Origin of the sequence: Natrialba sp. PRR66 (genome assembly GCF_034808065.1) — an archaeon.
Taxonomy (GTDB): Archaea; Halobacteriota; Halobacteria; order Halobacteriales; family Natrialbaceae; genus Natrialba; species Natrialba aegyptia.
In genome coordinates this window covers 599,711-624,507 of sequence record NZ_JAXHGN010000004.1, presented here as the reverse complement: position 1 = coordinate 624,507, position 24,797 = coordinate 599,711, and the positions used below count along the sequence as shown (strand labels likewise).

Here is a 24,797-nt window from a genome sequence, read left to right as displayed (position 1 = left end):
CCTCACCGGCGCATCCGTCGATATCACCATCGATTGCCTTGTTATGGGGGCTTTCCGCAGTTCTACATAAGAGCGAGTTTTTCAGCGCCCGCGGAGGGGCGGAGGCGCGTTCTGACCTCCGTCGAATGATGACTGAACCCTTATCTCACGACGGTCCTCGAGGAAGCCGAGCACGTTGCCGAGCAGCACGACCAGGTCGCTCGAACGACAGACAACCAGGCCCACGAGTATCTCCGATACGCCGTTCTTCGGGTGCTCGAAGGCGAGGCGAACCACCTCCCAGCAGACTGGACGCCGGTCGATGGCGTGACCGTCGGCTACGGGAGCGACGAGGCGATGTTCGACAGCTGGGGCTCCAGCGAAGACTGGTGGGAGACCGTCCCGCCGCAAGAAGCGTGTACCCGCTTCCGGGTGTTCTTCCCGGACGACCACCAGACGGTTCCCCGCGACATCGTCGACGTGATGGCCGCGCTCGGTGCCTGGCGCGTCTGGACTGGGTGCGCAGCCGCGTGCGGCTCCTACGACCATCGCGAGCGCCGCGAGGTCCACTACCTGTGGCCGGAAGGCCATCCGGTGGAAGAAGTGCTCCACGAGCGGCTCAGTGGCCCTGCGGAAGCCGTCGCTCCGGACGGTGGTCGAACGGGCGACGTTCGCGACCGACTGGTCGTCGACGGGAACGCACAGTCGAAGGACGACCTCGAGCCCCGCACGAAGCGTGCCGTCGCCGAAGCGATGGACGTCTCGCTCCTCTCGAAAGGCGGCCGCTACGAGGTGCAGTCCGCGTCCGGCAACAGGTACGAAGTCGACGTCGTCGACGAATCGTGTACCTGCCCCGACTGGCAGCAATGTTCACCCGAAGGCGGCTGCAAGCACCTGCGCCGCGTCGATCACGAGATTAAACGGGGCCGTGTCCCGCGTCCGGATGGCCGACTCCCAGCTTAGCTAGCGAAAAACCACCCGGAACCAGTGGTTACAACACCGGACAGTCGTAGGCCGGCGTTCCCACGTTATAGACTGAACCGCTCGCCGTCCTCGGGAACGTGTACATCCTCTGTCTCTGCCCGCAGTTCCTCGCGCGACAGCAAGCAATGGTTGATCGCCTCCATGTGGACGACCACTATTTCGGCGTCAGTGGCCTCTCGGACAGCGTTGATGTCCTCGACCCCCATCGTGATGGGTTCGCCCTGATCGAACTGCGCTTCGCCGCCGTTGAGAACCACCAGATCGGGTTCGTACTGGTCAAGTGTCTCCTCGACCGGCTCGTACCAAATCGTGTCCCCGGCGACATACACTGTCTCGTCGGCCTCGAAAACGAAGCCCGAGACCGGACCCATTCCCTCGGCGAGCTCGCCGTGCCCGTGCTGGCCCGGCGTCCGGTGGATAGTGACCCCCTCGAAGGTGGTTTCGTCGTCGACGGGGCGAACGTCAGTGAAGCCCTCGTCAGTGAAGGCGTCGGCCTCCTCGGGCTGACAGAAGAGCGGCACATCGGCAGCGAGTTCCTCTCTGGCCGCCTCGTCCCAGTGGTCGGGGTGGCGGTGCGTAACGACCACAGCGTCGTAGGTGAGATCAACGTCAGGCAGCGGAACAAGCGGATTCCGATCCTGATTCGCCGTGGTGAGGAACTCCGGAACTGCCGGGTTGTCTGTCACCGTTGGCATCTCGCCCTGCGGCGTGAACATCGGATCCACGAGGAACGCCGTGTCACCGACGTTCAGGAGGATAGTCGCGTTACGAATCAGCTGAACACTCGCACCAGTCGTTGCCATACCCGGCCCTAAGAGATTCTTAGGGATGGGATTTACTTTGACATATGCCAACTCCGTAGCCTTTGCGTACAGTTAACAGGCGGTACAAGACGGTTTCCCCGTGGATTGATCCAGTGGACGTTCGCAGCACTCTTCGACGCCAGCCATTAAGTAGCAACTCATCAATAACCACGGTACAACGATGTGGTATGACTACCGCTTCCGCGCCTTCCCCGACCGCACAGGTGTGACTGCGGAAGCGGAACACCACATCGACATTCACCGCCAAGCCTACAATCATACCCGCCACGAGTACAACACGCTCGCTACCGATACACATAACATCGGAAGTGCGTACCAACATCAGAAGCGTCTCCCCGAGTGGAAAGAGGAGTGGGACGTGTTCTCGGAAGTCCACTCGAAGGCGTTGCAGAAGACCGTCGAACGCTTCTATGACAACCTCTCGAACCTCTCCGAGAAGAAGCAGGATGGTCACAAAGTCGGGTGGCTCACTTGGAAGTCACCGCGAGAATACCAGAGTATGACGTACTCGCAATCCGGCTTCGAACTCAAAAACACGAGTGGTCGGACTGCTCTGCTCTGGCTTTCGAAAATCGGGGATATCCCCATCCGCTATCACCGCGAAATTCCCGACAACGCAGACATCAAAGAAGTCACGCTGAAGAAAGAGACGATTGGTGAGTGGTACGTCACGTTCGGTCTCGAAGTCGAAGACAACGCGCTCCCCAAGAAACCCGACGTAGATGATTTATATGCGGAGGACTGCGTTGGAGTTGACCTCGGCATCAACAACTACATCTACACGAGCGATGGCGATAGCGTGGATTGGCTCGATCTCTCGGACGAATACGACCGCTTGCGCCGGGAACAACGCAGTCTTTCCCGCAAGGAACACGGGAGCAACAACTGGGAGAAACAGCGGCGCGAGGTTGCCAAGGTCAAGCGCAGAATCAAGCGGAAGGTCGCGGATTTCCAGCATAAACTCACGACGTGGCTGATCACGACGTATGATGCTGTGTTCGTTGAAGACCTCAATGTTACTGGGATGCTTCAAGCCAGAGGGAATGCGCGGAACAAGCAGGACGCTGCGTGGAGACAGTTCATCGAGATGTTGGCATACAAAGGCGACCTATATGGAACGCACGTCGTCCAAGTAAATCCGCGTGGCACGACGAAAGAGTGCGCCGAGTGCGGTGTGGAGACAGACAAGCCGTTATGGATCAGGGAGCACTCCTGTCCGTCATGTGGATTTGAAGCGGATAGAGACAGGAATGCTTCGTACAACATTCTTTCTCGCGGTCTCAAGGAATTAGGTCTGGGACAGGCCGAAGTGACGCCCGTGGAGACTGTGATCGCTGTGGAAACCGACGGAGATTCTTCTTCGTCAGTTTCTGCAAGTCGCGTCATTGAAACGGGAAGTCTTGGGACTTGACCCCGAGACCGTTCACTTCGACATATTCCAACCCACGCGGCGTTCGACGTGCTGTTTACTGGATGAATTCGATGTCCTCGGGGTCGAGATCCACGTCGAGATCCACGTCGAGCGAATCGGCGGCGAACTGTTGTGCCAGCCACGCTTCCGCTCGGTTGAGACGGTACTGGAACGTCGACCGTGACACACCGACATCTTCAGCGATTTCCGCGACCGATTGCTGCCGTGGCTTTTCGTAGTACCCACGTCCGATTGCAGCCTCGAGTGTTGACTTCTGTTCGGGCGTAAGAGTTTGCTGGACGCGACCATCGTCGACCAAGCACGGGGGCGTACCAAGTCGTTCAACAGTAAGCGACAGCCCCTCTCGCAGGTTCGCTCGGACTTCTTCGTGAATCTCTGATACTGCCCCGTCGGTAAGCATCCGCCACCGATATTGGTTACCCCGACGTTCCGTACGCATTATCAATCCCTCGCCGATGTGCTTCGCCGCGACCAAGGGAATCGACCGTGGACCATCACCTTCCCGGCGAAGCCAGCGAATCTTCCGTGATTCCGCATTCGATGAGAGGATCGTGTACTCGTATTCAGTCACGGGTGCTCCACACATTCCGGTTGAGCCCGGAATATCAGCGACGCGTTCCAGCGCGTCGTCGAACTCGTCGAGAACAGCAGCGGGGCCGACGACCTTCTCAATACCCCACACTGCCTCGCTGGTCGCATTGATCTCCATTGACCGGGCATACAGATCCAGATTGTTGATGAAGAGATCCATCACCTCATCAGCCCCGTTCTCATATTCGACTGTGAAGACGAACTCCCGCATGATATCGTCCGTTCGGGCTTGCTGGGTAAAACCTGTTTGATGCATCCCGCGAATCATCTGGTGACGACAGCCGTCCTCAATTGCCGTTACAGTTGACGATGTTGGGAGTTATCTACTCCACGGGACGGACTGTGTCGCCATCCCGCTGGACCCGATCGAACTTCGAGAGATACGTGATTCGGTCGTGAATCTCGTCGGTATCTAGCTCCAGTTCCGCGGCCAGTTCGTCGAGAGTCATCGGCTCGTCAAGTGCCTAGAGGACTTCGAGCCCCTGGTAGTATCGGTTCGTCAGCTCTTGGATGCGGTCCTCGATCGGTGTGGTTACCCCGTACCGCTCCTCGAGTTCGACCAGGGCCTCGTTCGCGAAGATGGCGAACTGGTCGTCGCCGAGCCGATCGATCTGCGCTTCGAGTTCATCTCGGACGACGTCGTAGTCGAGGCCAGCCTGCACGAGCATATTCATGTCCTCGATGTCGTCGTCGCGGCCTGCAATCAGTTTGAACAGGAAGATATCCTCGTTGCTGACCAGCCGGACCGTCAATCGGTCCGTCACGAGGAACGGCTCGCTGCGATCTTGCATTCCGTCGGTGAGCACGAGCTTGTTCGCGACCTGCTGGTTGAAGATATTGAGGCGGCACCCATCGTCATTCTCGACGCAGCTCGTCGCCCCTAGCGCCCGGTAATCTGGATCCAGCGACTGTACCTCCGCATACCCAAGTTCCATCAGGACAGCCCACAGCTGGCCGTACGCATCACCGTCGACGACGACCAAATCGATATCTTTCGTCGCGCCCTTGAGATCGCGCAGCGACATCGCGCCACCACCGATCAGGTAGACTGTGAGCGGTTCAGACACCCCCTCCGCGATGCGCTGGAACTCGTTCTCGATATACTCCCGTCCGAATGTTGGTCTCATTGTGATAGGTCCACCTCGTAGTCAACCGCCAGCTCCTGGAACTCGTCCCACTCCGGGAGGCGATCGTCGTCGACCTCGCCGTGCGTCTCGAGGTAGCGGAGCAAGGCGTCGATTTCGTCTTCGAGGCCGTACTTCGCCGCTCGCTCTCGGAGATCGTCCTCGTCGACGGCGACATGGCTGAGCAGTAGGAGGCAGTACGATCGGTGGCGGGAGTCATCGTCGATCAGCAGCGTGTGACAGCAGAGTTCCGCCGGCGAGATTTCCGCTACGTCCTCGGAGTAGAGATAGTAGCGGTGGCGGGTCAGCAGAAACTGGAGGTCGTACGCCGAGAACCGGGCGAGACCAGTTTCGTGGAAGTGCTCCGCATCGACCTCCGTTTCAGTCTGGGCGAGGATTCATGGTAATCCTCCCAGAGAATCGTTCCGTTCGGCGCGACCGCTTCGAGGCGTTGTCGGTGGAGATGGTGGGCCAGTTCGCGAGCAAACTCGTGGAGGCGGTCGAAGTCACCGTTGAACTGGTAGTGACTGTCGTCTGTTCCCACGAGACCACGGTCGCGGAGCTGCTTGAGCACCCGATTGACGGTGTTGCGGTAGTTGTCACTCCGAGCAGCGAGGTCGGCGACGGCCCGTGGCTGGTCGAGGTAATAGAGAACCTCGAGGGTCTTGCCGGTCAACAGCTCCGGGAAGTCAATATGGGAGTACTGTCGGACGAGATCTTGATAAATCTCGACGGCTCGTGCGTCTGAGGGAACGACTCGCTTTCGACGGCCGTCTCGGTGCGTGTAGAGCAGGCCTTTCTCGACGAGGTCTGTCACGGCACGAGAGAGATAGCTCTCGCTGTGGTCGAGCTTCCCCGCGAGCGCGACAATTGTGTCGCCGCGTTCGACGGTTGCCAAGACCTCGAGTTCGATGCGCCGCAACACGATGTAACATAGTACGAAATCAATATATAAAGAAGATTCGAGTGATGTTACAGATATCGGTGGCTACCCACCTTAACCAACAGAGCTTTGGATTGAGGGCACATGTTGGTTAACACGAGGGTAGCTGATGTCCTACGAACCACCAACCCCACCGGCTGACCTCTCCACGGAACTCGTCAAGAGTCTCAATAAGTCCTCACTGGACCGGCTCCAGGACATTGCCCGCTACGCCGAAGCGTTGGCCGAGCACAAGGAGCGCGAAGTTCGTCTCGAGGAAGAGTCAAACGAAGTCGACGCCGAGGAACGACCGGATGATCTTCCGGATGATGTCCCGGCAAAGGCCACGATTACGATCAAAGAGATCAACGACAATCGCTACTACTACTGGCAATGGAGAGAAGGGGATAAGGTAACATCGAAGTACAAGGGCCCGGTCAACCCGGACGAATGAGTTCGACCGGGAAGGCACTTACTCTACGTTTCCGCCGTAACTGAGGATGGGGAGCAGGGGAGAAAACGAGCAACCAGAACCGACTCATCGAAGATCCTCAAGTCGTCCGCGAAACGTTCCTCGAGGACTACTCCGAGACGGAGATCCATCACGGCCGGCTCTACCCGAATCTCGGCACACTGGTCGACAAGGGCCTCGTCGAAAAGGGACAGGCTGATATAGCGCCTTATATCACTTTCCGCATATTTGGACTTGGAAGTGGAGTCAGATTTCCGGGTGGTCGTAACGATGGAACCGGTACTTGTCTGTTCGCATTACCCAGTACCGTCCGTCAAACTCGAGAAGATCGTCGTCGCTCTCCGCTTTTGAGAGGAGATCCGGGATACCTGCGTTGGTGATGCCGCGATCATGTGCCAGGTCCGTGATCTCCTCAACGGTGGCTCCCGGATTCTCCGCTACAACGTCCAGAATCCGGTCGGATTCCTCCGGCATGTGTCAGGAGATCCGGTGTTGGACGATCGCGTCTGATTCGCATGCTGGACAAGTTTCGGTATCACTATCGACAGTGGTTCCGCAGCGCCGGCACTCGTACACGACCTCTGTCTGGGATGTCCGGGCCAGCAACCGATTCATACCTTCAAATAGCATAGGATCGCGGTTATTATGGGTTCACGACGTCTCGGCACCCACGGCACTCGGCGTATACTGCCGGTCCCGTCGCTGTTTCGTACTCGAGGATCACGTTGCTCGTCGTGATCTCGGTGTTGCAGAACGGGCATGCACCGAGAGATGGTGGATTCGTCGTGGACATGAGTTACTGGAAGTGGTGTGGGAGGGGGAGCGCGTGTGACTGCGACAGGGTGTGGTGTGTCAGCCCCCTCATAATCAATATCGAACCTAGAGTGGTATATAAGCGACCCAACTACAGTGAAACTGAAACCATCGGTATCAAAGTATGCTCTCAACAGCTCTGACGAGCTAGTCGTTCAACGATTCGGAAACCCATCACGACGAGATGCACAGCACGATCGAGGGTGGGATGGGCCCCGTCAACGAACGGAATGGCGATGGAGAGAACTGGACCGGTCTCTGGGTGCAGTACGGCAATCTCGATTACTGAGTGATGGAGGTTGATCACATCGAACAGATCGCGGACGGCGGTCACCCGCTTGAGGAGTCGAACCTCCAGACGCTCTGTGCGGACTGTCACAACGAGAAGACGGTCGACGAGAACAACGATTGAGATCCAGCGCCGAACGTGACGATTACCGACTATCTGAATCACGAGTCCTGATCCAGTGCCCACACCCCATCGTGTCCAGTGTCTTCTCACAATTTGCGAACCGAACTGCGCCCCACCCCACTACGTCCAGTGTCTCGAATAGATCGAGAGTAGCAAGACACCCCATCGTGTCCAGTGTCTTCGCAGCCATTTCGGTACTCGGACGACGACCCCAGTTTGTCCAGTGTCTCAGACTCCTCGAGAGTAGCAGGACACCCCACTCTGTCCAGTGTCCAAATCGCCAGCAGTCGACAGGATACACCCCATTGTGTCCAGTGTCTGTCGGGTGTCAGAGGTCCTGATCAAGACGCTGCTGAACGGCGTCGGTTACCCCCACCATGTCCACTGTCTCGTCGAGAGCTTCGAGTAGGAGATCGGGATTTGTATCGAGAGCATACTCATAGTACCGACCACCCGATTCACCTCTGTTCCGCTCTGTACGACTCGCAATCCCTAACATCGAAAGCTCGCCAAGATGGTCACGCATCCGTCGGGGAACGAGCGGGTCAACTGCAGCTCGACCACAGATGATTTCGTATCGATCCTGCACGTCACGCGCCCGAATCGGTGTATCACCCTCTTCGTGTAACATCAGGAGGGCGTACAACACGAGATGTCCCTGCTGGGTGAGACCAGCAACGCCGTCGACGATCCGACTCCGCTCGAGGGACTCTCGAGCCTGGTCGACGTGGTCGACGGTTACCTTCGCGGCGTCTTGTTCGACAGCCACGTCTCCTGCTTCCATAAGCAGATCCAGACTCTGTCGGGCGTCTCCGGCGTCTTTAGCACCGAACGCCGCACACTTCGCGATGACTTCATGCGGCACGACATCGTCGAAAAACGCGATATCAGCACGTTGGCGAAGGATATCACGGAGCTCATTTGCATTGTAGGCAGGGAACTGGAGTTCCTTTTCGCACAGGCTCGACTGGACTTTCGAACTCAGCGACTCGCGGAACTTGAAGTCATTTGAGATACCGATAATTCCGACTTTCGATTCCTCCAGATTGCCGTTGGCCCGAGCGCGTGGGATCTGGTATAGAATTGAATCATCGTCGATGTGATCGACCTCGTCGAATACGATGATGACGGTGCCGCCGATCGCGTCGAGTTCCTCCCAAAGCCATTCGTTGACTTGTCGTCGGGGATATCCGGTCGGCTTCAAATGATCTTCTGGATCGCGGAGATCGTTGATTAGTTGAATCGCGACCTGATAGCTCGTACTCAGATCCTCGCAGTTCGTATGGATAGTCGTGAGATCGACATCGAATTCAGCCGCGTCGTCTTTGAGTTCCCGAAGAAGATAGCGCGTACAGGCGGTTTTCCCGACACCGGCTTTGCCATAGAGAAAGATATTCGCAGGCTGGTCGCCGTTGATGACGGGCTGCAAGGCCGAAATATACTGCTGTAGCTCTTCATCGCGACCGACAATCTCCTCTGGTTGATAATCCTCCCGGAGGACATCTCTCTCCCGAAAGATATCCGTGTCAGGCTGGAACAAGCCCATAGTGATCTTGCCTTAGCGTATTTGGGAATTAACATAAAACCATCGTGTCGAGTGTGTCCAGTGTCGCGTTTTCCACCCCCTCTCCCCCTCCCCACCATGTCCAGTGTCTTCCCGAAATAGCAAGGGAGACTCCGCCGATGAAGGATTCTAGATGTGGGAAAAGTTTAAAAGTCCTATCCACAAAATAGTCCAAATGATAGCTAGCGTAGCAGTGAGTGAATGAATTTCTTGGGCTGGAGTGACCACAACAGCTTTCCCATCAAACTGGCGCCCAAAGACACTGGACACAATGGGGTGGGTGTGTCTACAACTACCGATTTTCGGAATCAGAATCGTCGGCGTGGCGAGTGTTCCTTAACCTCTCTATGTCTCTTCCTCCGACGAACGAGACTGTTCCAGTTCATGTTCTTTGAATTTTCTATCGGATTTGCCGCGGTGAGTCTCAATCCCCGAGCTGAGACCGGATCGTACTCTTCCCGGTCACACAACACTTCGTAGGGGTCGCGGATCTCTCGTGTCCGCATTTCCAAAGTAGATTGGGAACCAACATCACCGCCTTAACCAACAACGCTCTTGTGAAGCACGTTCTTGGTGGAGAGCCGTCTAGTAGTTCCGACGCTACACGGAGTTCATCAAGCGCCGAGCAAGCTATTGACCTAAGCAGCTATGAGGGTAGTTTTACGGTTGGTCCTGAACGCTAATCACGGGCGTTGGCAGTTTCCTCTGTTCTTGGCTGTAACCTCTGGACCAATCTCAGACGAACTTAAGGGGATTTTCCTCCTACTATTTAGTCGATCGAAACAGCGTACATCGACTGCTATAACGGCAAGTCTCGACGCGAGGTCTATCAGGACCTACTCGAAACACTCGGAGAAGGACCAGCCGAGACGCGTCCCGCAACCGCGACCGACCAGTTGCGCCGGCAAACACTCGACGCGATCGACGGGCACCTGATCGTTGTACTTGACGAGGCCGACCAGATCGGTGAGAAGGCTGTACTGAAAGAGCTATACGAAATGACGGGTGTGGCACTGCTCCCGATCGTCACCAAAAGCCACCAACTGTTCGCTGACGTGGAGGACCGTCTAGATTCGCCACTGACTGTACTCACACCGATTCCGTTTCGCGCCTACGATGAGGATACACTGGTTGAGTCTCCGCGAGCGGCCGCACGCAATAGAGGTGCGGCATAATGGAGCGAGAGTTCAACAGCGAGGTTGACGCCGAACGCCATCTCGAACTGATTCGGGACGCGGTCGAAGCCGCTCGCGAACACGCTCCCGGGGGTCGTGGAAGGACTTGAAGCCAAACGCAACGAACTGTACCAGGAGGTTCTCGCTGAATGCCGCCTGGACCCAGTTGATGAGCGCCGGCAGCGCCGCCGCGAGGAACGTGAGCGCAATCGCCAATTCCAGAGAACAGTCCTATGAACGTCAATATCGACAGCAGCGAGTCTGTGAGCGGTACTGGCCGGAAATACTGCCGGACTTGCGGGTATGTCGATACGATCCGAGGGAACCATCCCGAAACCGGTCCGGCAGACATTTGCCCGGAGTGTGGACCGTTAGGTTCCGGTCTATTCGATAGCAAAGAGACAATGATCGAGTACGATCACGAATCTGCGCTCCTTCGAACTGGGAAGCCACTCCGGTACCTCGACACGGATACTGATCGTGACGCCGATCTCATGACTGACGGCGGTCATCCTACTGACAATACTGATCAGTCAAACCGGCGAAAATCGACACAGCCACATGAGCATTCCTTCCCTGATCCGATTGGGAGGAGTACTCCGTTTGGTAGTTCCCGCGAAGCTATTGCCTTTCCACAACTTTCACAAATAGCGATAGTAGTTGGACGATCTTGTAGTACAGTCATCGGCTCGAGTGATGGATGGGCGGATAATAGCTTAAATCGAACTAGGATACGGCTATCGTCATACACACATCTATTGAGCGCTATATTCCAGCGTCCATATCGCACACTACTACTGGACACTGACAACAACGCCGATCTCCAAATTGACGGCAGTCACTCTATAGACGGGACTGGTCAACTGTCATCGATAGCTTCGTTGAAATCTTCCTCTTCGACTTGGGAAAAGGATGCACCCCCGCATCGGCAACCGCCTCGAGTACCGAGGGGATGGATTTCCCCCTCATCAGTTATTGTCCCAGCAAAGGCTGCCCCGCATTGGTCACAAGTGACGAGTAGGTCTGTATTTTCATCTTCATCCGACATTGCTTGTTATTACCAAATGACTCCTGACTATTTGGATTTCACTGATCTTCGAACCGACGGCGGTCAGACTGAACTCCTGTCGACTACCCATATCGGCGAGTCAGGGCTGTGGATTCCGCCCCAACTGCGCGAGTTCACCGGTCAAGTTGTGGTTCCGTACGCCGCGGGGAACGATCCAGCACTTCCAGTCTGGCGGCGGTGAACTCGAGCCCTACTACGGGATGATCTCGGCTCGCGAACTGACCGACGAACTCGGGTGTTCGATAACGACGGCCTATCGGTGTCTGAACGACTTGCAGGACCTCGATCTTGTGACCGACAGCATCTGTGTCGGCCCTGATGAGCGTCCGAAGACCGGCTACGCGACTCTTTCCCACGATCACACGCTTCAGGATCTCGCCGACACCTTCCTGGATGGTCCTGGTCCCGAAATGATGCGCCGCCGGATGGAACGCTACGGCATCGAGCGCGATAACGAAACGCTCTCACAACTGCTGCAAGCAGCCAATCCCGACGATGCCGGCGACCCGCTACCAGATGCGTTTGCAGAGGGCTCACGGGGTGAGCGGGCGTGAATGAAGCTACCGATAAAGACGTGAGCAAGTCAGTTTCGGCGTTTGAGTGGGTCGACGCCGATTCTATCGAGTCGGTGAACAATGTGCCCGCTCCCGAGTGGGAAGACCGGATCAACCACGCACATGTCGAGACCGTTGACGCGCCGAACGAACTCGTGGTTTACGGCGAGGGCGGATATTCGGAAAAGGCGTTTATCGTTGCGACTGGCGAAGCGTTCACTACGCTCGAGAACGCCCGATAGCGTGGATGTCATAGAACTTTCCCAAGAGTTTGTTCCACCTACGTTGCGGTGAATCACCCTCTCAGTAAGTGTGCCAATCGATTACTCGATTTCTAACTGGCCGCTCCCGCCGTTCCCTTCACTGCCGTTCTCGTCCCATTCGAGTTCGAACTCGATACTCAATTCACCGGGTCCGTCCGTTGGCCCTTCGCGTTCGGCTTTGACCTCAAACGTCGGACGGGCTGGCGGTTCCATTGTCACGGACTCGGAACCGGATTTTAGTGTGACTGCATCCCCTTGTTCGAGCTTATTAGCGACACTGCGAAGATACGATGCGATGTCCTCTCGGGTCTGGTCGCTCTCTGATTTGAACAGGACTTCTTCGGGCATATAGAGACAATACACTGCCTGCACCGATAAGTACATCCTCTAAACCTGTGGGTCCCCATTGATTCTGCGGAAGTTGAGACTAGAACTCTCAATGTATGGAGCTGATTGCTGGAGTTGCAGAATTAGTAGATCTATTGGCACATATCGGTTGGTGTTCACTAATCCATGTAATAAGCAGGTCGAATGTTTATTTTATTTCTCTCCTGTTGTCGATTCACCGGTTGCGTGTGCTTAAGCCGATTCCTATGTAATTATTCCCTATGCAACTCGGAATTGGTCAGTTCACCTGTCAACAGCGACCGGACGATGACCGACCGATGAACAAAATATATGATGAAATGCTCGAACTTGGTTGCATCATCGACGATGCGGGCCTCGACAGCGCGTGGGTGTCAGAGTACCACTTTTCTAACGATGGGTATATGCCGGGGATAATACCTGCACTGAGCGCGCTAGCAGCGGTCACCAACGATATTGAACTCGGGCCGTGTATCGCACTGGCCCCACTGTATAACCCGATTCGACTCGCGGAGGACATCGCGACGATCGACCTGATCGCGGGCGGGCGGACGACACTTGGCTTCGGGATCGGTTCAAATATCGATTTGCTCAACGCGTTCGGGATCGCAGGGGATGAACGAGTCGATCGACTGACGGGGATGAACGAGTCGATCGACTGACGGACACCATCGATGTGATTCGGGGTGCATGGTCGGAGGGGTCACTCAATTATGAGTCGAATTTTCACGAGACACCAGCCGATATCGACGTGACGCCTAAACCGGCACACGATGTGCCGATCATGTTCGGTGGCGTTGCAAAGCCAGCCGTTCGGCGTGCCGCCCGTATCGGGGATGGCTGGTGTGCGCCCCAGAGTCTCCCGCTCGAAGCCATTCGCAAGCGTGTCGCGGACATCGAAACCGTTCGGGAAAATGAGGAGATCGACGGCGATTTTCAGGTCTATTTGGTCTTGGATGGGTTTGTCGGGGACTCCCACGAGCTAGCGTGGGAAACAATGCGTGAGGGTTATTTCTATACCACACGTCGATACGCAGAAATCGACTCGGGCGAGCCTGTCGACGAACTATCCACTGAGCAAAAGCAGGATCTAAAAGAACAGGCGATATTCGGCACACCCGAGCAAGTCGTTGACGAACTTCAGACGTACCGCGACGCCCTCGGCGATGATGTCCACATCATATTTCGATCGTACCATCCAAACATAGGCACGGAGGAGATGGCTAGCTGTATCCGTCGACTCGGCGACGAGGTTCGACCTGAGCTGGTCAGGGCATAGCAAAACAGCGTGTCCCAGTATCTCACAAACCGAGTAATCGAACCATCCGCTTGTTGATGGTAGCCGCTCTATACCTGATGTAGTCGCATCTTCCAACTCGTCCAGAAGTTGCGACTGGCGTGCTCAATGCATGAGTGGCACTGTCTAGTTTAGCACCTCCTCGGCTGGCGTTCGGCCATTGAGTGCTTGATTCGGTCGATCGTGGTTGTAGTGGTGTCTGAAGCGTCTAAGCCAGCGTCTTGCACTGGCCGGACTGCCACGCCAGAAGGAGTGAAAGCGGTCGATCCGCATTGAGACCGTCTGAAACCACTTTTCGACGTGGTTTCGGTCACTGTAATTGAGCTGACCGCTCAATTCGTGGCGTGCGAGGGCAGTCAGATAGCCGCCAGCATCGACGAGAAACTCTGTCTCGTCGATATCGTGTTTCTCGGTGAGACGGTGCAGAAACGCCGCCGCGGGGTCAGTCCCGCGGCGTTGACGAGACGCACAGCGTCTCGTTCGCACACCAGAACGCAAGGCGTTCTGGGGACGGCTGTAGATGTCGATTTCGAGCAGCAGCGTTGATTCTGTGTCGATCGCGGCGTACAGCCACTTTTTCTCGCCGTCAACCTCGATCTGTTTCTCGTCGACCGCGACCCACGACGGCTGCGCCGTCGGCGGGTCGCTCTGGGCCTCCGAAAGCTTGTGCGTCCAGTTCCAGATTGCGCCGTGAGAGCGGTCAATGCCGAGTAATTCGAGCACTGATACAATCTCTCGAACCGACAATCCCATCGAATGCAGACGCACCCCGAACACCCTGACGGGTGTCGGGTGCGCTCGTTCTCCCAAACCTCATCACAATCCACGTCTAAGGTCTCTCTGAGCAGGTTGGCGAGTTGCATTGGACACTTCTCGCCACCACCTGCTCATTCCTCAAACTCTCATCTAGACAGTGCCCGCTCACTTAAACCTCACTGCGATGACGTAAGATGGCCAACGGAAGGTGTTGTCAGCATGAAGGTCGAGAACGGAGCCGTCATTATTGTCGGCTAAACGCCATTTGTAGCCAGTTTGCGTAGCTAAGGGATTTTCCTACGTAGTAGGTCTTCGTTCAAGGGCGAGTTTGACACCAAACCCGACCAGAACGCTTCCGCTTGCCATGCGCAGCATGGTCTTCACGAGATCTCGTTCCGTGATTACCCGCCGCGCTCGGGCCGAGAACACCGCCAGCATCGCTTGATAGACGAATCCAAGACCCGCAAACAGGACGCCGAGCAGGAATATCTGGACGGAAACGTTGCCTCCGGGTTCGACGAACTGCGGGAGAAACGTGAGGAAGAAAATCGCCACCTTCGGGTTTAGGACGTTGATCATCAGAGCACTCCGATACGACGCGCTGGGCGTGTAAGTGGTTCTCTCCGGCGTTATCTCGAACTCTTCGGAATTTCTAAACGTCTGAATGCCCAGATACACGAGATATGCCGCCCCGACGAATTTGACGACTGTGAAAGCCACCGCCGATGTGCGTAGCAGGGCGGAAAGACCCAGTACAGCCGCGGTCGTGTGGACGATGCTTCCAGACGAGGATCCGAGTGCAGCAGTGATACCCGAGGTACGCCCGTCGCTGATACTTCTGGTCAACGTGTAGATACTGTCTGGACCAGGGGAGACGATGAGGGCGAGTGCGATTGGAATGAATGCGAGAATGGTACTCAGTTCAAGCATATCCTTCGAGACACTCCCGCTCGAAATAACTCATTCGTCGGTAACGAATGGAAGGAACCACTTGCGACGTGTTCGTGACTAATCGAGCTGGCTACTATCCCCTGTTCGACTCCACGCTGCCCCGAGAGCCACGCCTAATGCGATGCCGATGGCTATCCACAATACCAGAAGTCGGCTAGGTCGATTCGTTATGCATAGCCACCGCCGAAATGTAGGCTGGTTGGATCGGATTCAACACGTACCATGCACGAGTGGACTCTCTCCCTGACTTCAGTCTCTGCAGAATCTCGAACTTCTTCGAACTACCGAAGCTGATTTTTCCAGAACGATCCAGAACGATCCAGTGAGTGAGCCATCAATCGTCCTCAATGATCTCAACCGTTCACCGGGTTCCGTCAATCCGCACCCACTGTCCCGTCTTGATGCGACGTGTCGCTTCAGGTACCGACACCACGGCTGGTAGCCCGTATTCGCGCGCGACGAGCGCGCCGTGGCTCAACCGGCCGCCAACTTCTACGACGATGCCTGCTGCGTTCAGGAATAACGGCGTCCAGCCGGGATCGGACGACGAGGCGATGAGAATTTTACCCTTCTCGATCGTCTCTTCGGAGGGATCGTGAACGACGCGGGCAATCCCTTCAATAGCACCGCCTGACACGCCCGTTCCGACGAGTGCGTTTTCCGGGACATCCTTACGCTCGATGTCCCCGCTTGGCGCTTCACCTTCGCTCGTCAACACTGGTGGCGCATCCAGTGCCGCGTGGCGGTTGAACGCGGCGCGTCTGGCGTCGATATTGACCGCGATCGAGTCACCATCGAGCGCAGCGAACAATTCGCCTTTTCGGAGGAACCAGACGTCGTTGGAACTGTTCAAAATTCCCTCCGTGACGAGGAGGTCGCCGGCGTCACGGAGTGTTTCATGCCACGCCGTGAATATGTGGGCCAGACCCTGTTTTGGGTACTCACGTGTCTGGATGTAAGCGCGATACGTTCTGATGAGTCGGTGAACGAGACGTTTTCGAGTCGAGCCGAACAATCCATTATCAGCTCGCTGTTCGAGCCGCTTGGCTGCGTCCAGTGCTCCACGTTCCATCTGCTGGACATGTTCGCGGTGTTCGCCCGACTCACCGTGGTCGAGATTCGCGCGAACTGTCTCGAGCACTCTTTGGGACGGAACGGATCGATATATCTTGAAAAATAATATCTGAATGTCTGTTCCTTCCTCACCGTGGTGGAACCATTCCGTATATTTACATAATTCGGCCACGGCTATTCGAATATGTCAATACTTGCAGCCGTCGATGCGACGAGTGAGCACGATTCCGTCGTCGAGATCGGATACGATCTGGCTTCGGCCTACGAGACAGAATTGTCCGTCCTCCACGTCGTCTCACAGGAGGCGTTCGAATCTCGCAAGGCGGCTGTCGAACGCGTCTCGGATGTGCAGGGGTATAGCAAACCGCAGCGCGCCGACGCTGCAGCGAACGTCGCGAACAAAGTAGTCGTCGAAACGCTCGAGAACAGCGATCGCGAGACGATCTCGACGGTCGGACGCGTCGGCGAACCAGTTCCATCGATTCTGGACGTCGCAGCCGATATCGACGCCGAGTACATCGTTATCGGCGGCAGAAAACGGTCTCCGACCGGCAAGGCTCTGTTCGGGAGTACGACTCAGTCCGTCCTACTCGAGGCCGATCGGCCAGTAGTCACTGTTATGTCGGATACGGGAGAGTAGGAACGACCCGCTAACTCAAGGTAGCCACGCCCGAATCGTCGGCTATCGATGGATCGGGTTCGTCGATGCGGACACGCTTGATTCGCGTGTCGTCGACGCGTTCAACGGTTAATTCGACGCCGTCGTACGCGAACGTCTCGCCGGGTTCGACGAGTCGTCCCGCTCGATTAAAGACGAAGCCGGCGATCGTCTCGAACTCCTCTCCTTCCGGGAATTCGACGCCGATGACATCGTTGACGGCTTCGATATTCACCTCGCCGTCGACCCGGACCGTCCGTTCGCTGACGCTTTCGATGGGTTCGTCTTCCTGCGTATCGAGTATCTCGCCGACGACCGCCTCGACGATGTCCTCGGTCGTTATGATCCCTTCCGTCGTCCCGAACTCGTCGATAACGACGACCTGTTCGACCCGCTCGTGACGCATCTCGTGGAACAGTTCGTCGACGTGTTTGCTCTCCGGGACGTGTAGCGTCTCTTCGATGTGAGCCTCGAGCGAGGAATCCTCAACTGACTCGCCGTACTGGGAGTCTCGGACGAGATCGCCGAGTGCGACGACCCCGACGATGGCATCGAGGTCTCTCTCGTACACTGGCAGGCGGGTATGACGACTCTCGACGCACTTCGCGACAGCATCATCGACCGTCGCCGTTCGGGGGACGGCGGTTACGTCCAGTCGCGGTGTCATCACTTCCTTTGCGATGGTGTCGTTGAACCGGAACACCCGCTGGAGCATCTCGCGTTCGTCGGCCTCGATGATCCCCTCACTCTCGCCGGTCCGTATCAGTTCTCGGATCTCCTCACGACTCACGTAGGACGACTCGACGGCGGTTCCGCCGCCGCTGAGATTGTTGACGAGACGAGTCAACGTATCGAACGTGACCACCAGCGGATACAGCACGTACTTCGAGACCTGCAGCGGCCGAGCGACCGAGAGGGCCCAGGACTCCGTATTCTCGATGGCGTGCGATTTCGGCGCGCTCTCGCCGAACAGCAAGACGACGGCCGTCACGCCGAACGTCGCCGCCGCCATCGCCTGTCCCTGCCCGACGTACATCGCGAACAGTCCGGTCGCGATCGACGACATCGCAATGTTGACGAGGTTGTTCCCGACGAGGATCGTCACCAGCAGCCGGTGGGGGTCAGATTTCAGTGCCTGCACCGTCTCGGCACCGGGTCTCCCGTCCTCGACGAGCACCTCAATGCGGTGGTGTGCCAGCGAGAACATCGCTATCTCCGCCGAGGAGAAAAACGCCGACAGCACAAGCAACACCAGTAGCGTCCCGATTCCGATGGCGGCCACAAGGTTCGTCGACGGATCGACGCCGACGGCACTCGGGACGATAGCCGCGCTATCGACGTCGACCGGGGCGCTTCCTACCGCAGTCGTCTCGAGACCGGGCATGGAAGTCAGTCACCGACCGAGTCAGTGTTGGCCGATTCCGGGAACTTGGTCTCGTCTACCGCCGATGCGTCCGACGCGTTGAGTCCCTCCTCTCCCTTCGGGAAATAACACGCCGCTCGATGGGTCTCATCGCCGATTTCGTCGATGGCCGGCTCGGCCTCCCAACACGACCCCTGTGCCTTCGGACAGCGCGGGGCGAACGCACAGCCCGAGGGGAGGTCGACCGGGTCCGGCGGCTCACCCTCGAGTAGGACGCGCGTTCGATCGGCCGTCGGATCCTTTTCCGGTGCAGCCGAGAGCAGCGACGAGGTGTAGGGGTGTCGCGGCTGGGACGCGATTCGATCGACGTCGCCTTCCTCGATGACGCGGCCGAGGTACATGATGGCCAGCTGATCCGATACCTGCATCAGGCTTGCGAGGTCGTGGGAGATGTAGACGATCCCGATGTCCTCCGCGTCGGCTAACCCGCGCAGCAGGTTCAGCAAGTTGACTTTCAGCGAGACGTCAAGCATCGACGCCGGCTCGTCACAGATCAGGAAGTCCGGATCCAGAACCAGCGCCTTGGCGACCGCCACGCGCTGGCGCTGCCCGCCGGAGAGTTCGTGGGGGTATTGGTCGAGGAATTTCTCGGCAGGGGTCAGCCCGACTTTCTCGAGCGTCTCGACGATCGCCCGCTCTTTTTCGTCCGTGCGGTAGTCGTGGATCGTCAGTGGCTCGCCGACGAGTTTGCGGACAGTCTGGCGGGGGTTCAGCGAATCGAAGGGGTCCTGAAAGATGATCTGGACCTTCCGCCGGAACTCTTGGAGGTTGCCGTCCCGATAGTACTCGTAGGGTTCCCCGTCGAACATGAAGTCGCCTCCGGTCGGATCCTCGAGCAAGGCCATCGTCTCGCCGAGCGTCGACTTCCCGCAGCCGGACTCGCCGGCGACGCCGAGCACCTCCGACCGACGGACGGACAGCGAGACGCCGTCGACCGCTTTCACGTAGTCGGGGTCCTCGCCGCGGAGCTTGCTCAGCAACGGCTGGCTCTGCTCGTAGTGTTTTTCCAACGCGTCCGTCTCGAGGATGACCTCGCCGCGGTCGGAGTCGGCGTCACCGTCGTCGGGAATGTTCCACGTCTCCGGTTCGTCGGCGTCTCGACGCAGCTGCGCTGCTTCCTTGACGCGATGGCAGGCCGAGCGGTGGTTCCGGTTGGGGAGATCGACCAGATCGGGATGGGACTCCCCACACTCGTCCGTGGCGAACGGACAGCGGTCCTCGAAGACGCATGCCGTCGGCTCTCGGTTCAGATTCGGCGGCGAGCCGGGAATCGCGACGGGGTCCTCGTTCTCGTCGATCTCCGGGAAGGAGTTCTTCAGCCCCATCGTGTAGGGGTTGGTTGGGTTGACCAGCACGTTGTCGACGCTTCCCTGTTCCATTACCTTCCCGCCGTAGAGGATCGAGAGGTCGTCGCAGGTCTCCGCGATGACACCGATTTCGTGGGTGATCAACAACAGCGAGCTGTCCATCCGCTCTTGGATCTCTAAGATCTTGTCGATGATCTTGTCCTGAACGATGACGTCCAGCCCGGTCGTCGGCTCGTCGGCGATGATCAGATCCGGTTCGAGGGCCAGCGCCATCGCGATGGTGACTCGCTGACGCATCCCGCCGGAGAACTCGTGGGGATAGTTGTTGATTCGGTCCGGATCGAGGCCGACGATCTCGAACAGTTCGCGGACGCGGTCGCGCGCCTTCGCGTCCGTAACGTTGCGGTGAGTGTGGATCGCCTGTGCGATCTGGTCGCCGGTCGACATCACGGGATCGAGCGAGTCCATCGCGCTCTGGGGGATGTAGGCGATGTCCTCCCAGAGGACGTCCCTCCGTTCGGCCTCCGAGAGCGAGGTGAGATCGGTCCCATTGAACTCGATCGTCCCGCGCTCGACGGTGCCGTTCCCCGGGAGCAGCCCCAGTAGCGCCTCCGCGACGGTGGACTTCCCAGAACCGGACTCACCGGCGAGACCATAGTTGACGCCCTCGTCGATGCTGAACGAGACGTCGTTGACGGCGTGGACTGTTTCGTCGTCGGTCGCGTACGTGACTTTGAGGTTTTCGACGTTGAGTAGCGTCATTGGTCGGTCTGAATTTCGGGATTGATGACTTCCTCGTAGGCTCGTCCGATGAGGAACACCGAGGTGGTTATCGCAGCAATACCGATCGCGGGCGGAAGCACCCACCACCACGCAACGCGCATGTTGCCCGACGCGAACACCTGCCGGAGCATCCGACCCCAGCTGGTCATCGTCGGATCGCCGAAGCCGAGGAACGCCAGACTCGCCTGCGCGGCGATCGCCCAGGCGACGCCGTAGGCGGTATAGAGGAATCCGATCGGCAACACGTTCGGTGCGACGTGATACAGCATCGTCCGCAGGTTACTCGCCCCGCTGGCTCGAGCGGACCTGACGAACGTCCGCTCGCGGACCGACAGCACCTCGGAGCGGACGACCCGCGCTGGCATCTTCCAGAGGAACGTGGCGATGATCGCTGTGATCAGCCAGATGTTCGGCGTCATGAACGTCAGCAACAGCAACGCCATGGGCATGAACGGCAGCGAGAACGTCAGGTCGGTCAATCGCATCAGGAGTTCGTCGACCCAGCCGCCGTAGTAGCCGCTGACGACGCCGACGGTGAAGCCGAGCGCGCCCGTTCCCAGCCCGCCGAACAGGCCGACGATGAGCGTCGGCCGCGCGCCGGCGAGGAACTGGCTCAGCACGTCCTTGCCGTACGCCGTCGTCCCGAATAACGCGTCCGCGCTCGGGGCCGTGAGCCGGAGCACGGAGCCGCCGTCGCCGCGAACGGTATGCTCGATCGGGTCGTGGAGGGCCAGGTACGGCCCGAACAGCCCGAGGAATACGAACGCCGCGACGACGAGCATGCCGGCGAAGGCCATCGGGTCCTGTCGCAGGAACGCGAACTGGTCGCGGACGGTCGTCCACAGCGCGTCGGCGCGCTTGTACAGCTCTGCCTCGGGTTTCGTTTCGGTACTCATGCGGAGCCACCTCCGTTCGTCGATACCGTCGGATCGAAGTACGCGTAGAGGACGTCGGCGGCGAGGTTCGCGATGATGACCGCCAGCGCCATGATGAAGACCGCGGCTTGGACCAGCGGGTAGTCCTGTTGCTGGATGGCCAAGACGAGTTCGCGGCCGATACCGGGCCAGCTGAAGACCACCTCGAGCAGGATCAACCCCTGGAAGATCATGCCCAGTCGGAGCGTGAAGTAGGTCAGGATGGGCAGCATCGAATTGCGGCCCGCGCGGGCCAGTTGCTCCATCTCGGTGAGTCCCTTCGCCCGGTGGAGTTTGAGGAACTCCGAGCCGCGTTTTTCGACGACGCCGTTGCGGGCCAACAGCAGGAAGTCGCCGCTGTAGTAGAGGACGGCGACGGTAAACGGTAAGAGGTAGTGATGGAGGAAGTCGAGCGAGACGAACGTCTCGAGGTAGCCGTCCGGCGTCGCCCGGATCGACCGCATTCCGAGCGCGGGGACGATCTCCAGATTGTAGGCGAAGACGATGATGAAGAAAATCGCCGTGATGAACACCGGCGTCGAGCGCAGCAGCGTCGTCGAGACGATGCTCGCCTTCTCAAGGCGGCTGCCCCGGTTCCAGCCGGCGTACATCCCCAGCACTGAACTCAGGATCGCCGTGGTCACCAGCGCCGGCACGAGCAGGATCAGCGAGTTGATCAGCCGCGGCTCGAGGACCTCCCAGACCGGCTGGCTCCGCAGGATGGAGTAGCCGAACTGGAAGGTCAGCAGGCTCCCGAGGTAGTTGATATACTGTTTCCAGATCGACTGATCGAGCCCGTACATCGCCCGGATCTCGTCGATCTGCTCCTGATTGAGGTTCCCCGAGGTGACGAGCGCCTCGAAGGGACTCCCCGGCAGGAGCCGGAGGACGACGAAGATGACCGAGACGGCGACCAGCGTCAGGAGGACTGAAATCGCGAGCCGCTTGAGCAGGAACCGCTGGAATTTGCTCATCGGTTCTCACCCGCCACGATACCGGTCGCCGGCCGCGCCGTTGCACCGGCCGCACTGTCGCACTCGAGCGGTGCGCGCTCGGCTCGAGCGGCGGCGTGGTCAGGGTGTCGGTTCGCCTCGAGTCGGGTCCGCCCCCGCGACGGTCGCGGGAAGCAGTCGGTTGTGCGGTCCATTGGTGTCTGGCTGTTCATGAGAAATCTGGTTGGTCGAGGTCCGAGCGGCGCTCGTTGGTGTTTTCGGGCTGAAGTCGCTCAACAAACGCTCCCCACGCGTCGCCGTTGGGGAACCGCAAGTTGCCGTCGTCGTCCCACGTGTAGCCTGCCCGCTTGAGGATGGTTCGTGCGTCTTCGACGTCGTAGCTGTAGTCGGTCGTCTCGGGGTTGTGCCACTGGGTGAGCGACGAAATCAGGTTCTCTCCGTTCGGTACCGTCGCCTGTCCTTGGAGGAAGTCCTCGACGAACCCCTGTGAGTCGACCGCTTTCGCGAGCGCGACGCGGAATTCCTTGTCCCGGATCGGCGGACAGGAGAACATGAGCTTCGCGTTCAGTGGCGCGTAACTACCGACGGACATCTTCTCGATCCCGTCGGTGTTGGCCGCACGGTCGGCCTGTAGGGTCGAGAGTGTCGTCCCGATGGCGTCGATCGACCCGCTCTGGAGCGAGCCGATCAGCGCATCGACGTTGCTCACGTTGATCCAGATGACGTTCTCGACGCCGGGGCCGCGCTCGGCCTGATCGCCGAGGGCGTCGGCCCGCCAGTCGTCGTCGAACATCCAGTGGCTCTCGTTGCGCGAGGCCTCGAACCGGGTCCCCTGCTCCCAGTCTTCGAACTGGAAGGGGCCGGTGCCGACGGGGGCGTCCGGGTTATGCTGAGACGGGTTGTCGACGTCCTCCCACCGGTGTTTCGGGAGGATCACGCTCCGGACGACCCGCTGGGTCATGAACGAGGCGTCGGGGTTCGACAGGTTGAACCGCACTTCGTGATCGCCGAGCACCTCGACGGACTCGATCGGCTCGTAGAACGGCACCTGACTCGTCGAGGCGTATTCGTCGTACAGTTCGACGGTGAACGTCACGTCTTCGGCGGTGAACGCCTCGCCGTCGTGCCACTCGACGCCCTCGCGCAGCGTGAGTTCGACGGTCGTATCGTCGACGAAATCGCCACCGGTCGCCAGTGCGGGGACCACGTCCAAATCGGGTGTCGCGTCGAATAATCCGTCGTAGATGAACGTGAGTCGATTGGCCTCCGCGCCGCCGGCGGCCCACGGCAGATTCAGCGAGTTCATCGACGTGGTGACACCCTTGACGTAGGTCCGGTTGTCCGTCTCGGGCTGGAGGTTGACCTCCGTCCAGACAAACGAGTCCATCGTCGGGCCGTTGCCCGGCGTTTCGACGTAGCCGCTCCACCGCTCCGTGTTCACCGCCGTGATGATGTTCGGGTACAGCGTGATGAGCGCCCCGACATCTTCAGCGAACAGTTCCTGCGCGCGGTCGACGAGTTCCTCGCGCTTCTCGCGATCGGTCGTCTGGGCCTGTTCCGTGAGAACCTCTTGTAGCTCGGGATTGTGGTAATTGTCGTAGTTCGAGAGCGATTCCTCGGTCGCGCGCATCAACAGCGGGTTCGGATCGAGCCCCCGCTGCGGGTCGGGCCCGTGCGTGCTCATCGAGATGACCGCCTCGAGCCCCCGCGTTTCCCAGCTCTGGGCGTATAGCTGGTTCAGCGGTCGATCGTTGAGCCTGACGGCCATACCCAGGTCGTTGAGACCGCGCTTGACCATCAACGCGTGTTCGCGCATCCACGGATCGTCCTCGCTCGAGAACTCTACGGGTAACCGGTCGAGCACCGAACCGGCCGTCGCGCTGTAATCCAGCGGTGGTGATTCAGCGTCGACGGTCTCCCACTCGCGCCAGTGCTTCGTTTCGACAGTCTCCGGGACGCCATCGGGCACGTCCGGCTCGAGACTCTCGCCACGACTAGCGCTACAGCCCGCCAATGCGCTCGTTCCGAGCGCCGCGGTGGCCGTGGCGATATAGCCACGTCGCGTGAGTCGGCCACCGACCCCTGCGACCGAACCTTCATGATTTTCTTGCGTCGTCATCCACCCCCACGTTATGGG

The 24,797-nt window shown here is 58.5% G+C and carries 21 protein-coding genes and 5 pseudogenes; 10 read left to right on the top strand and 16 right to left on the bottom strand.

The annotated features are described in order from the left end of the window. Positions 1 to 132 precede the first annotated feature (132 nt). Positions 133 to 942 (top strand): hypothetical protein, encoded by an 810-nt coding sequence (locus tag SM755_RS16955; protein ID WP_369335260.1) that lies wholly within the window; start codon positions 133 to 135, stop codon positions 940 to 942. A gap of 65 nt (positions 943 to 1,007) precedes the next feature. On the opposite strand, the gene SM755_RS16950 is transcribed toward SM755_RS16955, so the two are convergent. Beyond that, positions 1,008 to 1,766 (bottom strand): MBL fold metallo-hydrolase, encoded by a 759-nt coding sequence (locus tag SM755_RS16950; RefSeq protein WP_323173685.1) that lies wholly within the window; start codon positions 1,764 to 1,766, stop codon positions 1,008 to 1,010. A 181-nt stretch (positions 1,767 to 1,947) separates the two neighbouring features. Here SM755_RS16950 and SM755_RS16945 point away from each other — a divergent pair, with 181 nt between their 5' ends. Beyond that, positions 1,948 to 3,198 (top strand): transposase, encoded by a 1,251-nt coding sequence (locus tag SM755_RS16945; protein ID WP_323173684.1) that lies wholly within the window; start codon positions 1,948 to 1,950, stop codon positions 3,196 to 3,198. A gap of 55 nt (positions 3,199 to 3,253) precedes the next feature. Here SM755_RS16945 and SM755_RS16940 read toward each other — a convergent pair whose 3' ends face one another. The 3 genes and pseudogenes from SM755_RS16940 to SM755_RS16930 form a co-directional block, all read right to left on the bottom strand. Continuing rightward, on the bottom strand, positions 3,254 to 4,021 hold the full coding sequence (locus SM755_RS16940) for a helix-turn-helix domain-containing protein (RefSeq protein WP_369335259.1): 768 nt from the start codon (positions 4,019 to 4,021) through the stop codon (positions 3,254 to 3,256). Positions 4,022 to 4,133: 112 nt separating this feature from the next. After that, positions 4,134 to 4,937 (bottom strand): annotated as a pseudogene (locus SM755_RS16935) (DUF6036 family nucleotidyltransferase). Next, positions 4,934 to 5,859 (bottom strand): annotated as a pseudogene (locus tag SM755_RS16930) (transcriptional regulator TrmB). Before SM755_RS16930 ends, SM755_RS16935 begins: the two co-directional pseudogenes overlap by 4 nt. A gap of 127 nt (positions 5,860 to 5,986) precedes the next feature. Here SM755_RS16930 and SM755_RS16925 point away from each other — a divergent pair. After that, on the top strand, positions 5,987 to 6,310 hold the full coding sequence (locus tag SM755_RS16925; protein WP_323173682.1) for a hypothetical protein: 324 nt from the start codon (positions 5,987 to 5,989) through the stop codon (positions 6,308 to 6,310). Positions 6,311 to 6,414: 104 nt separating this feature from the next. Continuing rightward, a pseudogene (locus tag SM755_RS16920) lies at positions 6,415 to 6,528 on the top strand (helix-turn-helix transcriptional regulator); the annotation flags it as partial. Positions 6,529 to 6,574: 46 nt separating this feature from the next. On the opposite strand, the gene SM755_RS16915 reads toward SM755_RS16920, so the two are convergent. Continuing rightward, positions 6,575 to 6,802 (bottom strand): hypothetical protein, encoded by a 228-nt coding sequence (locus SM755_RS16915; protein ID WP_323173681.1) that lies wholly within the window; start codon positions 6,800 to 6,802, stop codon positions 6,575 to 6,577. A 631-nt stretch (positions 6,803 to 7,433) separates the two neighbouring features. Between SM755_RS16915 and SM755_RS16910 the strand changes: the two genes are divergently transcribed. Beyond that, on the top strand, positions 7,434 to 7,553 hold the full coding sequence (locus tag SM755_RS16910) for an HNH endonuclease signature motif containing protein (RefSeq protein WP_323173680.1): 120 nt from the start codon (positions 7,434 to 7,436) through the stop codon (positions 7,551 to 7,553). Between the two features lie 328 nt (positions 7,554 to 7,881). Here the strand turns inward: SM755_RS16910 and SM755_RS16905 are convergent, their stop codons facing one another. Next, positions 7,882 to 9,099, bottom strand: a complete 1,218-nt coding sequence (locus SM755_RS16905; RefSeq protein ID WP_323173679.1) for an orc1/cdc6 family replication initiation protein — start codon at positions 9,097 to 9,099, stop codon at positions 7,882 to 7,884. 794 nt (positions 9,100 to 9,893) lie between these two features. Between SM755_RS16905 and SM755_RS24515 the strand changes: the two genes are divergently transcribed. The 3 genes from SM755_RS24515 to SM755_RS16895 all read left to right on the top strand — a co-directional run bounded on the left by SM755_RS24515 (position 9,894) and on the right by SM755_RS16895 (position 12,157). Further along, positions 9,894 to 10,292, top strand: coding sequence for an AAA family ATPase (locus SM755_RS24515; protein ID WP_369335258.1), 399 nt, complete (start codon positions 9,894 to 9,896; stop codon positions 10,290 to 10,292). A gap of 1,194 nt (positions 10,293 to 11,486) precedes the next feature. Further along, complete coding sequence (locus SM755_RS16900; protein WP_323173678.1) at positions 11,487 to 11,915, top strand: hypothetical protein; 429 nt, start codon at positions 11,487 to 11,489, stop codon at positions 11,913 to 11,915. Next, positions 11,912 to 12,157, top strand: a complete 246-nt coding sequence (locus SM755_RS16895; protein ID WP_323173677.1) for a hypothetical protein — start codon at positions 11,912 to 11,914, stop codon at positions 12,155 to 12,157. The genes SM755_RS16900 and SM755_RS16895 overlap by 4 nt, the downstream gene beginning before the upstream one ends. An 81-nt stretch (positions 12,158 to 12,238) precedes the next feature. On the opposite strand, the gene SM755_RS16890 is transcribed toward SM755_RS16895, so the two are convergent. Then, the gene (locus SM755_RS16890) at positions 12,239 to 12,526 is read right to left on the bottom strand and encodes an amphi-Trp domain-containing protein (protein ID WP_323173676.1); all 288 of its coding nucleotides are present in this window, start codon (positions 12,524 to 12,526) and stop codon (positions 12,239 to 12,241) included. A 260-nt stretch (positions 12,527 to 12,786) separates the two neighbouring features. On the opposite strand from SM755_RS16890, the pseudogene SM755_RS16885 reads away from it, so the two are divergent. Further along, positions 12,787 to 13,823, top strand: a pseudogene (locus SM755_RS16885) (LLM class flavin-dependent oxidoreductase). A gap of 144 nt (positions 13,824 to 13,967) precedes the next feature. On the opposite strand, the pseudogene SM755_RS16880 reads toward SM755_RS16885, so the two are convergent. From SM755_RS16880 to SM755_RS16870, 3 genes and pseudogenes are all read right to left on the bottom strand, one after another. Further along, positions 13,968 to 14,704 (bottom strand): annotated as a pseudogene (locus tag SM755_RS16880) (IS6 family transposase). A 190-nt stretch (positions 14,705 to 14,894) separates the two neighbouring features. Further along, on the bottom strand, positions 14,895 to 15,527 hold the full coding sequence (locus SM755_RS16875; protein ID WP_323173675.1) for a LysE family translocator: 633 nt from the start codon (positions 15,525 to 15,527) through the stop codon (positions 14,895 to 14,897). A 382-nt stretch (positions 15,528 to 15,909) separates the two neighbouring features. Continuing rightward, positions 15,910 to 16,689: a PEP-utilizing enzyme gene (locus SM755_RS16870; RefSeq protein WP_323173674.1), complete on the bottom strand. Its 780-nt coding sequence runs from the start codon at positions 16,687 to 16,689 to the stop codon at positions 15,910 to 15,912. Positions 16,690 to 16,806: 117 nt separating this feature from the next. Here SM755_RS16870 and SM755_RS16865 point away from each other — a divergent pair, with 117 nt between their 5' ends. Beyond that, the gene (locus SM755_RS16865) at positions 16,807 to 17,262 is read left to right on the top strand and encodes a universal stress protein (RefSeq protein ID WP_006667403.1); all 456 of its coding nucleotides are present in this window, start codon (positions 16,807 to 16,809) and stop codon (positions 17,260 to 17,262) included. A 10-nt stretch (positions 17,263 to 17,272) separates the two neighbouring features. Here the strand turns inward: SM755_RS16865 and SM755_RS16860 are convergent, their stop codons facing one another. Genes SM755_RS16860 through SM755_RS16835 form a run of 6 tightly spaced genes read right to left on the bottom strand, consistent with a single transcriptional unit; the run spans position 17,273 to position 24,779 of the window. Next, positions 17,273 to 18,664, bottom strand: a complete 1,392-nt coding sequence (locus SM755_RS16860; RefSeq protein WP_006667404.1) for a hemolysin family protein — start codon at positions 18,662 to 18,664, stop codon at positions 17,273 to 17,275. Positions 18,665 to 18,669: 5 nt separating this feature from the next. After that, positions 18,670 to 20,772 carry an ABC transporter ATP-binding protein gene (locus SM755_RS16855; protein ID WP_323173673.1) on the bottom strand — a complete coding sequence of 701 codons (2,103 nt, stop codon included), beginning with the start codon at positions 20,770 to 20,772 and terminating at the stop codon, positions 18,670 to 18,672. Further along, entirely contained in the window at positions 20,769 to 21,689 is a 921-nt protein-coding gene (locus tag SM755_RS16850; RefSeq protein ID WP_006667406.1) for an ABC transporter permease, read from the bottom strand. The genes SM755_RS16855 and SM755_RS16850 overlap by 4 nt, the downstream gene beginning before the upstream one ends. Further along, a complete protein-coding gene (locus tag SM755_RS16845; protein WP_006667407.1) occupies positions 21,686 to 22,681 on the bottom strand; it encodes an ABC transporter permease in 996 nt (331 codons plus the stop codon). The genes SM755_RS16850 and SM755_RS16845 overlap by 4 nt, the downstream gene beginning before the upstream one ends. Beyond that, positions 22,678 to 22,854: a hypothetical protein gene (locus SM755_RS16840; RefSeq protein ID WP_161607035.1), complete on the bottom strand. Its 177-nt coding sequence runs from the start codon at positions 22,852 to 22,854 to the stop codon at positions 22,678 to 22,680. The genes SM755_RS16845 and SM755_RS16840 overlap by 4 nt, the downstream gene beginning before the upstream one ends. 14 nt (positions 22,855 to 22,868) lie before the next feature. Then, positions 22,869 to 24,779 (bottom strand): ABC transporter substrate-binding protein, encoded by a 1,911-nt coding sequence (locus tag SM755_RS16835; protein WP_006667408.1) that lies wholly within the window; start codon positions 24,777 to 24,779, stop codon positions 22,869 to 22,871. Positions 24,780 to 24,797: the final 18 nt, after the last annotated feature.

What these genes read in the sequence shown, in the direction of transcription:
- SM755_RS16950 (WP_323173685.1), bottom strand. Translation starts at nt 1,766, where the DNA reads ATGGCAACGACTGGTGCGAGTGTTCAGCTGATTCGTAACGCGACTATC.
- SM755_RS16945 (WP_323173684.1), top strand. Translation starts at nt 1,948, where the DNA reads ATGTGGTATGACTACCGCTTCCGCGCCTTCCCCGACCGCACAGGTGTG.
- SM755_RS16940 (WP_369335259.1), bottom strand. Translation starts at nt 4,021, where the DNA reads ATGCGGGAGTTCGTCTTCACAGTCGAATATGAGAACGGGGCTGATGAG.
- SM755_RS16925 (WP_323173682.1), top strand. Translation starts at nt 5,987, where the DNA reads ATGTCCTACGAACCACCAACCCCACCGGCTGACCTCTCCACGGAACTC.
- SM755_RS16915 (WP_323173681.1), bottom strand. Translation starts at nt 6,802, where the DNA reads ATGCCGGAGGAATCCGACCGGATTCTGGACGTTGTAGCGGAGAATCCG.
- SM755_RS16910 (WP_323173680.1), top strand. Translation starts at nt 7,434, where the DNA reads ATGGAGGTTGATCACATCGAACAGATCGCGGACGGCGGTCACCCGCTT.
- SM755_RS16905 (WP_323173679.1), bottom strand. Translation starts at nt 9,099, where the DNA reads ATGGGCTTGTTCCAGCCTGACACGGATATCTTTCGGGAGAGAGATGTC.
- SM755_RS16890 (WP_323173676.1), bottom strand. Translation starts at nt 12,526, where the DNA reads ATGCCCGAAGAAGTCCTGTTCAAATCAGAGAGCGACCAGACCCGAGAG.
- SM755_RS16875 (WP_323173675.1), bottom strand. Translation starts at nt 15,527, where the DNA reads ATGCTTGAACTGAGTACCATTCTCGCATTCATTCCAATCGCACTCGCC.
- SM755_RS16865 (WP_006667403.1), top strand. Translation starts at nt 16,807, where the DNA reads ATGTCAATACTTGCAGCCGTCGATGCGACGAGTGAGCACGATTCCGTC.
- SM755_RS16860 (WP_006667404.1), bottom strand. Translation starts at nt 18,664, where the DNA reads ATGCCCGGTCTCGAGACGACTGCGGTAGGAAGCGCCCCGGTCGACGTC.
- SM755_RS16855 (WP_323173673.1), bottom strand. Translation starts at nt 20,772, where the DNA reads ATGACGCTACTCAACGTCGAAAACCTCAAAGTCACGTACGCGACCGAC.
- SM755_RS16850 (WP_006667406.1), bottom strand. Translation starts at nt 21,689, where the DNA reads ATGAGTACCGAAACGAAACCCGAGGCAGAGCTGTACAAGCGCGCCGAC.
- SM755_RS16845 (WP_006667407.1), bottom strand. Translation starts at nt 22,681, where the DNA reads ATGAGCAAATTCCAGCGGTTCCTGCTCAAGCGGCTCGCGATTTCAGTC.
- SM755_RS16840 (WP_161607035.1), bottom strand. Translation starts at nt 22,854, where the DNA reads ATGGACCGCACAACCGACTGCTTCCCGCGACCGTCGCGGGGGCGGACC.
- SM755_RS16835 (WP_006667408.1), bottom strand. Translation starts at nt 24,779, where the DNA reads ATGACGACGCAAGAAAATCATGAAGGTTCGGTCGCAGGGGTCGGTGGC.